We start from the raw sequence: 13,502 nt of genomic DNA, 5'->3' as shown, positions 1-13,502 counted from the left end.
GATTAAAGATCTGTTTGAGTTCCCATAATTTCCCAGCTCACTTTTGTAACTTTTTCTTCAATAGTTAAGCGGCTGGCCATTTTTTCCATAAGACTATCCTGAGACGTAATGGCCTTTATCTCTGCGGTTATGATCGCTGTTGAAGGATCATCATTGTCATCGCTTGTCAGTGATTTTAAAAGCAGTGAATCTTCGTTGCCTAAATGCTGCATCAACATTACTCGGAGATGATTTTCGACCTCTGTTTTACATTTTATGGTAAAGAGATAATCGGTTGGAGTATTAAAAGATTTTAAAGACTGTAATCGGTTTAGTGTTAAGCCTAGCGGACGAAGCAGCACATGTGTAATCATAACCGCGGCGCTTACTATAATGGCTTCGCCGTACAAACCAATTCCGGTAAGAGATCCTACTGCTGCTGAACACCAAATGGTTGCGGCAGTGTTTAATCCCTGAACGCTTAATCCGTCTTTCATGATAACTCCTGCTCCCAGAAAACCAATTCCGGAAACGATTTGTGCGGCCACTCTGCTTGGATCTGCTCCATTACCCAATGAAACAGAAAGCAGAATAAAAGCAGTAGATCCAAGAGAAACAAGGGTGTTGGTACGCAGTCCGGCATTTTTCTGACGCCATTGTCTTTCGATTCCTATTGCTGCTCCTAAACTTGCTGCAAGTGCAATGCGGGTTGTAAATTCGTAAGTTGTAATCATGGTATGCCTCCTTTTCTTCTAATCGGGTTTCAGTATTTTTGAAAACCGGGTAATTGTCTTTTTCGCTTTAATTTCTGATGATATAAAAACAACGGCGAGTACTGTTTCATAACCACGGTGCAAAATTAGACCAGCCTTAAAGAAAAGGCCATTAGAGATGTTTTAGAAAAAAATTAGAATTTCATTAGAAAGAAATTCAAGTTGTTTTTGTATCAGAAAAACAGGTTGAAAATGATAGTAAATGAGAGGTGAGAAAATAGAAGAAAGAGAATAGAGGAAAGAGAAAAGAGAAGAAAGAGAAAAGAGAAGAAAGAGAAAAGAGAAGAAAGAGAAAAGAGAAGAAAGAGAATAGAGAAGAAAGAGAATAGAGGAAAGAAAAGAAAGCTCCGGAGGAGCATAATATTTATAGCACAATTTATTTTCATGCATAAAAGCTCCAGAGGAGCGGCATATTTTCGAACAATATATATCGCTCCTACGGAGCTTAAAATCACGGGGTGTATAATTTGCTATAAATATTATGCTCCGCTGGAGCATAGAAACTAAAGCGAATTGAATTGTACGGTAAAAGTTGTTCCTTCATTTTTCTTTGAAGAAACAGAAATTGTTCCTTTATGAAGCTGAATAATTTTCTTTGTTAACGAAAGTCCAATACCATTTCCGTCGGCGTGAGTTTTGTTTGAGCCTCTGTAAAATGGAGTGAAAATATATTCTAATTCTTCTGTTGAAATTCCGATTCCGTTATCAGAAAAGTTAAGTTTGATTTTATTTTTTTCAAATGAAATGGAGACAAGACTCTGCTTATCATCAGAAAATTTACAGCCGTTTTCAAACAAATTCACAAATGCGACTTTCAGCAGATATTCGTTTGCATTGACCGAAATCTGATTATCATCTTCAAAATCATTTTCAAAATGAATGGCAATATTGTAATTCGGATTTGATTTCTGAACCTGCTGGCGTGCATCTAGTAACACTTCGTCGATGCGAACCTGTTTAAACGCAATTTCAGAGGGATCGTAATTTGCTTTAGCCAAATCCAGTAAACTATTAGAGAGTTTTGCCAGTTTTTTGGCGTCCTGTAAAGTGTTTAGGATAACTGTTTTATATTCCTCTACATTACGTTCTTTATGAGTCGAAAGCTCAAGTTCAGCAATAATGGCCGAAAGAGGCGTTCGTAATTCGTGCGAAATGTTAGAAACAAAATGTTTCTGCGAATCAAAAGAATTCTCGAGTCGGTTCAGCATTTCATTAAATGTCGAGGCCAGCTCCGAGATTTCATCTTTACTTTCGTTAGTATCCAGTCGAAGATCAAGGTTTGTAGCCGAAATCATTTTTGCCTTATCGGTCATGTTAACAATGGGTTCAAAGGCTTGTTTTGAGAAAAAACGACCCGCCATAAAAAGAACCAAAATAGAAATGATAAAGACAACAATACAGGTTTCGATAAGGTTGTAGATTTTTACATATCCAAAACCATCGTAAGCAGCAGCGGTAATGATATATTTTTTCCCTTCAAATTGATACGTGGTTCCTATAACCTGCCATTCTTTTTGATAGAATTGTATTTCGCCTTTTTTAGCGATTTCATCGATCATGGGTTTGGTTTCTTTTACCACATCTATATCAACAGCATCATGGTATAAAAGTTTAAATGAAGGATTGTAAATGGCAACTTCGACTTCATTTAGTGTTGCTCGGTTGTTTCTGTAGATGTCTTGCAGCGTTTTGCTGTCTATTTCGGCATTTAAGATTAGATTTGCTTTGGTAATGGCCTCTTTTTTCAGCAGGGCATAAAACTCTCTTTCCCTGTTTTCTTTGGCAGAATATATGATAATAGCAGCAAACACCAATAAAATAGTGGCAGTAACGAGGGTAAATAATATAGTCAGCCTGGTTCTGATTTTCATTCTGCTTTCAAAATAAATCCCATTCCTGAACGGGTATGGATGAGTTTTTTATCGTAATCCTTATCGATTTTCTTTCTCAGATAATTAATATAAACATCTATAAAATTGGTTCCAGTATCAAAAAGTGTATCCCATACTTTTTCGGCAATTTCTGTGCGCGATAAAACACGTTCCTGATTTTGGAGCATATATTCTAAAAGTTTGAATTCTTTGGGAGTAAGATTTATTTCAACCTCATTTCGTTTGACACTTTTAGTCTGTAGATTCATTTCGAGATCATCGTATTTCAGAATAAATCCTGAGGTATTGGCAGTGCCGTTATTGCTTCGTTTTAATAAAGCCCTAATGCGAACGAGAAGCTCTCTCATTTCAAAAGGCTTTGTGAGATAATCATCGGCACCAGCGTCAAATCCTTCTACTTTATCATCTGTTGAGCCCAAGGCAGTCAGCATAATTATAGGGAGATCCGGTTTTATCTGGCGCAGTTCTTTGCATAAATCCAAGCCGTCGAGTTTGGGTAAAATAATATCTGTAATAACCAGATCGTATTGATTATTAAGGGCCAATTTTTTTCCTGAAAGGCCATCATAAGCGACCGTAGGAGAAAATCCATGTTCATGGAGTCCTCTTTGGATCAACTCGGCTACTCTTTGGTCGTCTTCTACTATTAAAATTTTCATCTCTACAAAGTTATAATATTGAATGTATATTATCAGGAGAAAATTAATTAATAATTGAGGGGGAAGAATTATGAACAACTTTAGAATTATCAACTTTAAAATTTATCCATAAAAAAAGTCCTAATTTTCATTAGGACTTTTTGTGGGGAGAGCAGGATTCGAACCTGCGAAGTTCACACAGCAGATTTACAGTCTGCCCTCGTTGGCCGCTTGAGTATCTCCCCGAAGCTTTGTATTGTTGCGCTTTGTTTTTCTAAGCGGTTGCAAATATAGGAACGTTTTTTCATGTTTACAAACAAAAAATCAACTTAATTTTAAGTTATTTTAAAGTTATATTTATACACCTGAAAAAAAAGTCTTTAGAAATAAATCTACCAAGTAGAGCAGAAGAAAAATAATAGTTCACTGAATAATTCGTTAGAGAATTTTAGTGTATTTGAAACTACTTTGATTTAAACATAAAAAAAAGTCCTAATTTTCATTAGGACTTTTTTGGTGGGGAGAGCAGGATTCGAACCTGCGAAGTTCACACAGCAGATTTACAGTCTGCCCTCGTTGGCCGCTTGAGTATCTCCCCGAAGCTTTGTATTATAGCGCTTTGTTTTTCTAAGCGGTTGCAAATATAGGAACGTTTTTAATGTTGGCAAACAAAAAATGAACTTAATTTAGCGTTATTTTAAAGTTATTTTTTAATTCGTTGGAATTGAATAAAATAAAAAACATTCAAACGTAAGTTTTTTTTAGATTATTTTAAAAATAGGATTATTCTTAGGTATTGTAAGTTGTTTTATATTTCAATTTAAAACCTTTTTAGTCATAAACAACTATTTTTCCTGATGTTTTGAGAATGAAAATAGGCGAAACAAATTCAAATTCTAAATATTTAATGCCTATTTTTTTTAAAGTTTAATCTAGAAAATAAACCAGAAATAAAGTTTTTTGAATCGGGCTTCTTTTTAAGGCCGTCCTTTCTTTGTCTTAAACAATAATGAGTTAGATGGTCTTTTAGGCGTAATTCTTTATAAAAGGGCTTTTAAAATTAGCATTCCCGACTTTTTATCTCCCGAAACATAAAAGCAAAAAAAAATCTCCACGAGGGAGATTTTTTTATATTCTGATAATGGTATTATTTAGCTAAAAGCTCTAATATTTTTGCTTCCAATTCAGGACCTCTTAAGTCTTGAGCAACTACTTTTCCTGAAGCATCAAGAATAAAAGTTGCCGGAATAGATTCTACTCCGTATTGTTTTGCGATTGGCTCTTCCCAGAATTTAAGGTTAGAAACGTGTGTCCATGTTAAACCATCTTTTGCGATAGCTTCAGTCCACTTGCTTTTTTCTTTATCTAACGAAACACCAATAATATTTAATCCTTTTGAGTGTAGTTCTTTATATATCGCTACAACATTAGGGTTTTCCTTTCTGCATGGTCCACACCATGAAGCCCAGAAATCTACAATAGTAACTTTACCTAAACTTTCTTTAAGCGAAACTACTTTTCCTTCCGGATTAGGAGCTGAAAAATCTGCTCTTCAGTTAGGGCTACCAACAGGAGCTGCTGACGCACCAACTGCAGGTAATTGAGCCTGACCTAATTTAGTTTTAATTTCTTTTCCAGTAGTACTGTTTTTCAAAGACTCATCTAAAGAGTTGTATAAGCTTTCAGTCTTTTTAATATCTGCACTTGGATCAGCAATCATACTTTGAATGATCAAAGCAGAGATAAGTGCTTTTGGGTGAGTTTCAGCGTAAGCAATATATTTTTTTTTCGTATTTGCCTGAACTTCAGTTTGCAATGTCATGTATTGTTTCATCAAGCCATTGATAGTTGCTGTATCCTGAGCTTGTTGAGCTTGTTGCATTTTTTGAGTATTCTTTTTCTGAAAGTCAATTAAGCTTTTTTGAGTTTTGTTTAAATCCTCATTAAATTTCACGTACTCCTCATTGTTGTAAGTTCCAGAAATTTTAGATTTATGAATACTATCTTTATCAATTGTAATAGCGATTTCTCCTGTCTCTAAGATAAAAGGAATTGGTCCGTTAGCACCTTGAAGAATTAAAGTATGAAAAGCTGGTTCAGTTACTTTTCCTTTTATTTCGAATTTTCCGTTTTCAACTTTTACTGTATCAAGCGCCACTGCCATTTTAGTAGTTGGGTCCTGACCTTGAAGAATGATTGTTTTTCCGTTTTCAATACCTGTTGCAGTTCCTGTAATTAGGTATTCTCCGTCTTTAACTTTGCTGCATGAAATAATCGCTACAGAAGCGGTTAGTAAAAAAAGTATTTTTTTCATTATAAAAAATTAATTAGTTAATTGATTTGTGCAACAAAAGTATCTAAAATTATAAAACTTACAGAATTTTGTAACCTAAAATTTTGTTATAGTTTTTTTTAGTGTAATTATCATGTAATCAGCGTGTTTGTTGGCCTGATTTGATTCAAAACTCTTAATTATATTATTATTATGAATCTAAATAGATAATTTTTTGATTTTTGTGCATAAAAAAAGCACTCTTATAAGGGAGTGCTTTTGTAAATATTTGGGTATAAATCTATTCTTGATTTGTTTTCTTTCTCCAGGTAAAAGAGTTAAGAATGTGTCTTTTTGCGAATCTTCCAGGAGAATCAGCATTTACCATTTTCACGTAAGTAGCTTTAGGAACACTAATGTATTCGTAAACACTTCCGTTAGAAAAATCGATGATCAAACGACCTTCAACAAATTTATAATCAGTAATTGATGAAGTTGCGATAGTCTCTGTGTATTCCGGTAAATTTGCCTTAATCGTTTCAGGATTAATACTTACCAAAAAGTGATAAGCCTCAATGATAGCCTTACTTTTCTCTTCTGCTTCTTTCAAACCTGCATCATCACCTTGAAATTTATCAGGATGAGCTTCTTTCATCGCATTACGATAGATTGTTTTTAAATCTTTTAACTCTGCAGTCTTGTCTACGTTTAGTAACTTGCGGTATTCAACTATTTTTTTCATAAATAAGGTAACTACTTGTCTATTAGTTTGAAATTGAAATTAATTGTTCAAAAAGACAAATTTTTTGCAAAGGTACACTTTTTTTTAACTTTTTACTTTTGAACCAAAAAATATTCGAAAAATATCTAAAATATTGATTCTGAATGCTAACAACAAGGTTTACTCTTTGTTTGAAAATAATAAGGAGCTACTTCCCGCTATCCGTTTCAATCTTTTATGCTGAACCCCAGTATAAAAGGATTTCCACTTCTATCGGGGCTAGGGCATTGGTCTTTGTGAAATGTTTAGTTTTAATAGGTGTTTACAACAGAGCACACAAAGTTTTTTATGTATAGCTTTAAAAAAAAACAGAGTTCACAAAGCTTTCTATTAATCAGCTTTGCGACTTTGCGTCTTTGCGCGAAATTCTAATTGCTATGTTTAATAAGGCTTAAAATTTAATCACGCAAAGACGCAGAGATGCAAAGTTTTTATTTACGAAATTTAATAAAACAAAAATTCGCAAAGCTTTAAAATAAAAACTTTGCGAACTTCGCGTAAATCTTATCTCCCGATAGCTATCGGGATTGCGGTTAAATTCTCATTTCAACCCGAAACCTGAAACAAATATTATTTATCCTCAGATTTTTGATTAGCCTTATGAAAGTTCTTTGACTTCTTAGGATACTTATCATAACTAATATCACTTGGATTTTCGATTACAGATTTAATTGTAATCAATTCACCTAAAGTATGATTAGCATGTGCGATTTTATAATCTAAAAGATATTCACCACAAAAATAATTGTTGTTTTCATCTTTCTCCATGATGCCTGTATAAACCCCTTTTTGCAACATTTTTTCTTGTGAATCTTTAGACATGACTTTTTTATTTTAAAATTGAAGGTACAAAGTTAATCAATTTATGTTTGTTTTAGGGAGTTCTTTACAATCTCAGTATATTTGCACATGCAAAAAAACTTCAAGCCACATCCTAATTCATTCAAAAATACATTTTGTGTTTTTCATGAAGTACTTTCAAATGAAATCGAAGGTTTAAAGAAACAGTTTGAAAGCAAAGCCGGAAGTACCTATTATTATACCGAAGCCGGAATGTATCGCGTTTCGAATCATTGGGGAAGATTGGCCAACAGCAAATGGCGTTTAGTAGCGATGGAACCGGAAACTCCGTCGAAAACTAAAATAGGTTTTGCAGCCTGGAACGAGTTCTATCCTGATAATGCCGAAGAAAAACTGTATTATATTCAGGCCGATTTTGATAATAATACCGTAACCTATCAACATAAAATGAATCCTGATTATGATGGTAAACCTGTTTTAAGAACCAGTTTTGAAACCACCAAACGAATTAAACAAATCAGAAATCTGCAGCAATTAACTTCATGGGCAAAGCATTTTGATTATGAAGATATCGATGATTTAAGACAACAAATCATCACCGAATTGATTTTTACCGAGAAAACTTTAGACGAAATTAAAAGAGAAATATAATGGGACGCAACAACGAAAGAAACATCAAAAAGCACAACGACAAATTGCACAAAGCCCAAAACAAAGTAAAGCAGGCTGAAATTGCAAGAAAAGAAAAGCTAAAAGAAATTATTAAAAAGTTCAACGAAGACAAAAAGGAAGAGAAATAAAAAAGTTTCAGGTTTTCGAACGAAGTAACTTGAAACTTGAAAGCAGGAACGTGAATTTTACCGCAAAGTAAGCAATCCCGATAGCTATCGGGATACGCAAAGTTCGCAAAGCTTTGCGAACTTTTTTTAGCCTTAGATATTTAAAAAAAAACTTTGCGAACTTTGCGGTAAAATTCTCATTTCAACTTGAAACGTGAAACCTGAAATAAAAAAAACAAAAAATATGAAATTCGAAGATTTAAAAGTAAGTGTACAGGAAATTATAGATTTAATTGCTGCAAAAAACGATAGAGAAGCCAATAACAAATTGCTTGAAGTAAACGAAACTTTAGACGAAATGTTAGATCATGCCGAAGAAGACGAAGATTTAAGAGAGATAAGCAGATATCAGGTTTTATTGAATCAGTTACACGTTAAGATTAACGGCGAAGAGCAAGTTGATGGAGAATAAAAAATGCTTTTGCGATACCGGTTTGCTGTTTAAAGATTGCTGTGGATTGTATCTTGAAAACAATCAAAAAGCGCCAACAGCATTGGCTTTAATGCGTTCGAGATATTCGGCTTATGCAATACATAATGCCGATTATCTTTTAGAAACCACTTATGTTTCTGAACGAAATTATTATTCGAAAACAGAAATTTTAAAGTGGGCGACAAGCAACAAATGGCAAAAACTAGAGATCTTAAGTTTTACCGATACCACAGTCGAGTTTAAAGCTTATTTTCTGGATTCAAACCATCAGCCGCAGGTTCATTATGAGTTTTCGACTTTTAAATTCGAAAATTATACCTGGTATTATGTTGACGGAAAGTTTGAATAATTAATATACTTCTTACCAATTTTGATTGATTTTATTGAAATACTTTAACTAAAAATTAATAAACGTTTCTTTTTTCGTAATTCTAAAATAGCGTAATTTTAGAATTATGAAAAACGAATTTAAAAAAGGTTTTTATTTTAAGTCGTACGAAGCCCCATTTCAGTCTCCGTTTGAAAAACTTTTTGGTATTTTCAAAGAGCTAATCACCCATACTTCGGGCGATTTTGATGAAGCTATAGACTGGCTTCGGGAGTTGGACAAAGAATATAAACTGACCGACGAAAACTACACAATCGATGATTTTATCGAAGATTTAAAAAAGAAAGGTTACATAAAAGACGAGGTTAAAGAGGATGGAACGGGAGGTTTTGGAATCACTGCTAAAACAGAACGCGCCATCAGGCAACAAGCCTTAGATCAGATTTTCGGAAATTTAAAACGTTCCGGAACTGGAAATCACAAAACAAAACATGCCGGAAATGGAGATGAACATACGGGAGAATTTCGCGAATTTAATTTTGGAGATGGTTTAGAACGTATTTCGCTGACAGAAAGTTTACGAAATGCTCAAATCAATAACGGAGTAGAAAGTTTCATGCTGACCGAAAATGATCTGGTTGTCGAAGAAACGCAATACAAAGCCCAAATGAGTACGGTTTTGATGATCGATATCAGCCATAGTATGATCTTATATGGTGAAGACAGAATCACTCCTGCCAAAAAAGTTGCGATGGCTTTGGCCGAATTAATCACAACACGTTATCCAAAAGACACGCTTGATATTTTGGTTTTCGGAAACGATGCATGGACAATCCCGATTAAAGATTTACCGTATTTGCAAGTGGGTCCGTATCATACGAATACAGTTGCGGGACTTCAATTGGCAATGGATATTTTGCGCAGAAAACGAAATACCAACAAGCAAATTTTCATGATTACCGACGGAAAACCTAGTTGCGTTCGCGAACGTGACGGTTCATATTATATGAACAGTAACGGACTTGACGAGTATATCGTAGACAAATGTTATACTCAGGCGCAACAAGCCAGAAAATTACATATTCCGATTACGACTTTTATGATTGCAAATGATCCGTATTTGCAGCGTTTTGTAAATCATTTTACCGAAGCAAATCAGGGAAAAGCATTTTATACCGGACTTAAAGGTTTGGGGGAAATGATTTTTGAAGATTATGAAACAAATAGGAAGAAAAGAGTTAGGTAGTTTTCAGTCCCAGTCTCAGTCTTCATTGTAGAGGCGCACAGCAGTGCGTCTATTGAAAATGATGATTTGGAAATAAATTTTTAGAGAACGCATACACAACGCATATCGTAGAGACGCACAGCAGTGCGTCTGACCAAAGATTGATTAAAGATCTAACAGGTTTTTATGATCTTCTTAGATCTAATAAACTCAAAATTTGAAAATAAAATGCTATTGAATACGCGGGTTGCGTGAGGGATAGGAGTAAGCTACCGAAGTAGCATGGATAGCCCGACAGTATTTAAGAAAGGGCCTCGTGAGCGCAAAGTAGATTAGGCCCTTTTTTAAATGCTGGCACGCCCAAATAGATATTCATTTGACAGAATATTTTATAAGCATATCGCAGAGGCGTAGAGAAATGCGTCGAACAGAATAAAAATATAACAAAATAGATATTTCAATAAAAATGGAAATAAATAATATAAACACATTAGGACAATTAAAAGCCTCAGGATATAAAAGTATAAGTATCAAAGACGAATTGCGAAATAATCTTCGGGAGAAAATTAAATCGGGGAAACCGGTTTTTGAGGGTGTTCACGGTTTCGAGAATACCGTAATTCCGGAGTTGGAACGCGCTATTTTGTCTCGTCATAATATTAATTTGTTAGGACTTCGTGGTCAGGCAAAAACGCGTTTGGCTCGTAAAATGGTTGAGTTGTTAGACGAGTATATTCCGTTTGTAGCGGGTTCTGAAATCAATGACGATCCGTTGAATCCGATTTCGCGTTTTGCAAAAGATATCATTGCTGAAAAAGGTGATGAAACTCCAATTTCGTGGTTGCATAGAAGTGAGCGCTTCTTTGAGAAATTAGCGACTCCGGATGTGACCGTTGCAGATTTAATTGGTGATGTTGACCCAATAAAAGCGGCAAATCTTAAATTATCATATGCTGATGACCGCGTGATACATTTCGGGATGATTCCGAGAGCGAATCGTTGTATTTTTGTCATCAACGAATTACCTGATTTACAGGCCAGAATTCAGGTGGCTTTATTTAATATTTTGCAGGAAGGCGATATTCAGATTAGAGGATTTAAGTTGAGAATGCCTTTGGATATGCAATTTATATTTACAGCAAATCCGGAAGATTATACGAATCGTGGTAGTATTGTAACGCCATTGAAGGACAGAATTGGTTCTCAAATCCTGACGCATTATCCTGAAAGTGTTGCGATTGCCAGAACGATTACAGAACAGGAAGCAAAGCTGGATGAAACGCAACACAGATTGGTGTATGTACCAAGTTTAGCCAAAGATATATTAGAACAAATAAGTTTTGAGGCTCGTGACAGCGAATACATCGACAATAAAAGTGGTGTAAGTGCGAGAATGAGTATTACTGCTTTTGAGAATTTAATGAGTACGGCAGAACGCAGAGCTTTGAAAGCAGGAGTGGATCAAACAACATTACGCTTGTCTGATTTCATCGGGATAATTCCTGCTATTACCGGAAAAGTTGAGTTGGTTTATGAAGGAGAGCAGGAGGGAGCGGCAGCTGTGGCGCAAAACTTAATTGGTTCGGCAATTCGAACATTATTCCCGACGCTTTTGCCTAAAATAGAAAAACTGGAAAAACCAGATGCCAAAACACCATATTCTGATTTGATTGAATGGTTCTTTGCCGAAAGTGGTTTCGAATTATTAGATGACGCTTCGGATAAAGATTATAAGGCAATTTTAGATGAAGTGACGCCGCTGGAAACTTTACTAAAAAAGTATCAGCCTCAGTTAGATAAAAAAGACCAGTATTTTATGAAAGAATTTATTTTATGGGGATTGGTTGAATATAAAAAATTAAGCAAAGATCGTTTTGCGCAAGGGCACCAGTTTAAAGATATGTACGGAAGTTATATAAGTAAATTATAAATTTTGAATTATAAGTTATAAATTAATTTTTGCATACTAAAATTCAAACCCGACAGGTTTTTAAAACCTGTCGGGTTTTCTGTTTATTTCAGTTTTCAATTTTTCGTGAGTTTGTCATTTCGACGTAAGGAGAAATCACACTCGTAATTCGACAAAGATTGAAATTTTTAGGGACGGAGCTTCTAGTGTGATTTCTCTCTTCGGTCGAAATGACAATATTGCGTCAAACTTGTCGGGTTTCTTGTTTTTATGCGCAACTATCTTTGTCAAAGTTTCAAACTTTGACAAAGATTAATTATTCTCATTTTTTATTTGTTAAAAATAAACGCATTACCATTTTTATTTCATCTACCTTGCTCCGTTGGCTGTATTTGCAGTTTTTCCCAAAACAAAAATGGAAAATGGTTTCGAAGATTTGATTGCGAGTTATATTGAGAGCAAAGTAGGAATATCGGAACATTTTTTAAGCCCTGAATTAGCGAATCATCTCAAGCAAAATTTACTTGATTTAAATCAGCAAAGTTTGTTGCAAACTGCCGGAATAGGCAATTCTGAGAAACTGTCTTACGACGGAGCGATAAGAAGCGATTCTATTTATTGGTTAGATAAAAAGCATAATAATGTATTCGAAAATGAGTTCTTTGCTCAAATCGATGCTTTTATTATTTATCTCAATCAGAGTTGTTATGCGGGAATCACGGGGTATGAATTTCATTATTCGCTATACGAAACCGGAGATTTTTATTTGAAACATTTAGATCAGTTTAAAAATAATCCAAGTCGGAAATATTCGATGATCAGTTATCTTAATAGTAAGTGGCAGGAAAGCGACGGAGGAGAATTAATGATTCATCAGGAAAATAACAATCAAAAAATAGCGCCTACTCAGGGGAAGACGGTTTTCTTTAAGAGTAATGAACTGGTTCATGAAGTATTGGTTACTCAAAATACACGAATGAGTATTACAGGGTGGTTGAAAAGTGATTAGTTTTTAGAATATAGAATATATAGTATAGAATATAGAAAAATGAGAGTTTAACCGTAATCCCGATAGTTATCGATTGCGGTCAAATTCTCATTTTTAGTTTACGCAAAGATTTTTTTTTACAAAATGGCTATTTATTTTTAATTTATATTGATATATCAATTATATTTGCATCAAACAAAAAGATATGAAACTTGAAAACCCAACCGGAACTGCTTTGTATTCAATAGAAAAAGCAATAAAGGAATATCGAAAACTGGCACAAAAAAATATTAGCAAAGTCGTAAAAGATATCACCGTAGATCAGTGTTTGATATTAATTATACTTCACGATAATAAGGATATTGCTCAAAACGAATTGGCGAGTCTTGTTTTTAAAGATAACGCATCGATCACCAGAATGATCGAATTGATGGTTAAAAAAGAATATCTAAACCGAACAATTCATCATGAAGATCGTAGAAAATTTAATCTTGAAGTTACCAGTAAAGGGCTTAAAACACTCGAATTAATACAGCCGGTTATTAAAGAAAACAGACAAACTGCGCTTGACGGTTTATCATTAGAAGAAATTGCATTGCTTGACAAGACACTCAATAAAATCATCATTAATTGTAAAAAATAAT

Annotated in this window: 14 protein-coding genes, 2 tRNA genes and 1 pseudogene; 8 read left to right on the top strand and 9 right to left on the bottom strand. The window is 34.4% G+C overall.

Annotated elements, in window-relative coordinates; translation table 11 throughout:
* Positions 1-2: 2 nt before the first annotated feature.
* From L0669_RS19600 to L0669_RS19565, 9 genes and pseudogenes are all read right to left on the bottom strand, one after another.
* Positions 3-713, bottom strand: coding sequence for an MgtC/SapB family protein (locus L0669_RS19600; protein ID WP_263759560.1), 711 nt, complete (start codon positions 711-713; stop codon positions 3-5).
* A gap of 542 nt (positions 714-1,255) precedes the next feature.
* Positions 1,256-2,623 (bottom strand): ATP-binding protein, encoded by a 1,368-nt coding sequence (locus L0669_RS19595; RefSeq protein ID WP_263759557.1) that lies wholly within the window; start codon positions 2,621-2,623, stop codon positions 1,256-1,258.
* Positions 2,620-3,303, bottom strand: a complete 684-nt coding sequence (locus tag L0669_RS19590; protein WP_173968814.1) for a response regulator transcription factor — start codon at positions 3,301-3,303, stop codon at positions 2,620-2,622. Before L0669_RS19590 ends, L0669_RS19595 begins: the two co-directional genes overlap by 4 nt.
* Before the next feature lie 143 nt (positions 3,304-3,446).
* Positions 3,447-3,527, bottom strand: a tRNA-Tyr gene (locus L0669_RS19585).
* A 269-nt stretch (positions 3,528-3,796) separates the two neighbouring features.
* Positions 3,797-3,880, bottom strand: a tRNA-Tyr gene (locus tag L0669_RS19580).
* A gap of 549 nt (positions 3,881-4,429) precedes the next feature.
* A pseudogene (locus L0669_RS23720) lies at positions 4,430-4,816 on the bottom strand (peroxiredoxin family protein); the annotation flags it as partial.
* An 18-nt stretch (positions 4,817-4,834) separates the two neighbouring features.
* A complete protein-coding gene (locus L0669_RS19575; protein ID WP_263759556.1) occupies positions 4,835-5,596 on the bottom strand; it encodes a DUF4369 domain-containing protein in 762 nt (253 codons plus the stop codon).
* Between the two features lie 259 nt (positions 5,597-5,855).
* The gene (locus tag L0669_RS19570; protein ID WP_056253960.1) at positions 5,856-6,296 is read right to left on the bottom strand and encodes a KTSC domain-containing protein; all 441 of its coding nucleotides are present in this window, start codon (positions 6,294-6,296) and stop codon (positions 5,856-5,858) included.
* A gap of 609 nt (positions 6,297-6,905) precedes the next feature.
* Positions 6,906-7,157, bottom strand: a complete 252-nt coding sequence (locus L0669_RS19565) for a hypothetical protein (protein ID WP_055091562.1) — start codon at positions 7,155-7,157, stop codon at positions 6,906-6,908.
* Positions 7,158-7,244: 87 nt separating this feature from the next.
* Between L0669_RS19565 and L0669_RS19560 the strand changes: the two genes are divergently transcribed.
* The 8 genes from L0669_RS19560 to L0669_RS19525 all read left to right on the top strand — a co-directional run bounded on the left by L0669_RS19560 (position 7,245) and on the right by L0669_RS19525 (position 13,501).
* On the top strand, positions 7,245-7,787 hold the full coding sequence (locus tag L0669_RS19560; protein ID WP_263759554.1) for a hypothetical protein: 543 nt from the start codon (positions 7,245-7,247) through the stop codon (positions 7,785-7,787).
* Positions 7,787-7,936, top strand: a complete 150-nt coding sequence (locus L0669_RS19555) for a hypothetical protein (RefSeq protein WP_099708336.1) — start codon at positions 7,787-7,789, stop codon at positions 7,934-7,936. The genes L0669_RS19560 and L0669_RS19555 overlap by 1 nt, the downstream gene beginning before the upstream one ends.
* 223 nt (positions 7,937-8,159) lie before the next feature.
* Positions 8,160-8,387 carry a hypothetical protein gene (locus tag L0669_RS19550; protein WP_055091558.1) on the top strand — a complete coding sequence of 76 codons (228 nt, stop codon included), beginning with the start codon at positions 8,160-8,162 and terminating at the stop codon, positions 8,385-8,387.
* A complete protein-coding gene (locus tag L0669_RS19545) occupies positions 8,377-8,757 on the top strand; it encodes a YchJ family protein (RefSeq protein ID WP_263759552.1) in 381 nt (126 codons plus the stop codon). Before L0669_RS19550 ends, L0669_RS19545 begins: the two co-directional genes overlap by 11 nt.
* A 106-nt stretch (positions 8,758-8,863) precedes the next feature.
* Positions 8,864-9,982, top strand: coding sequence for a vWA domain-containing protein (locus L0669_RS19540; RefSeq protein ID WP_173970377.1), 1,119 nt, complete (start codon positions 8,864-8,866; stop codon positions 9,980-9,982).
* Positions 9,983-10,427: 445 nt separating this feature from the next.
* Positions 10,428-11,891, top strand: a complete 1,464-nt coding sequence (locus tag L0669_RS19535; protein WP_263759550.1) for an AAA family ATPase — start codon at positions 10,428-10,430, stop codon at positions 11,889-11,891.
* A 394-nt stretch (positions 11,892-12,285) separates the two neighbouring features.
* Entirely contained in the window at positions 12,286-12,879 is a 594-nt protein-coding gene (locus tag L0669_RS19530; RefSeq protein ID WP_263759549.1) for a 2OG-Fe(II) oxygenase, read from the top strand.
* Between the two features lie 184 nt (positions 12,880-13,063).
* Positions 13,064-13,501, top strand: a complete 438-nt coding sequence (locus L0669_RS19525; RefSeq protein WP_263759547.1) for a MarR family winged helix-turn-helix transcriptional regulator — start codon at positions 13,064-13,066, stop codon at positions 13,499-13,501.
* Position 13,502: the final 1 nt, after the last annotated feature.

The sequence above is a fragment of the Flavobacterium bizetiae genome, from assembly GCF_024271895.1.
GTDB classification, from domain to species: domain Bacteria; phylum Bacteroidota; class Bacteroidia; order Flavobacteriales; family Flavobacteriaceae; genus Flavobacterium; species Flavobacterium bizetiae.
Note: the sequence above shows the minus strand (reverse complement) of the source record. Positions and strands in the feature narration are given on the sequence as shown.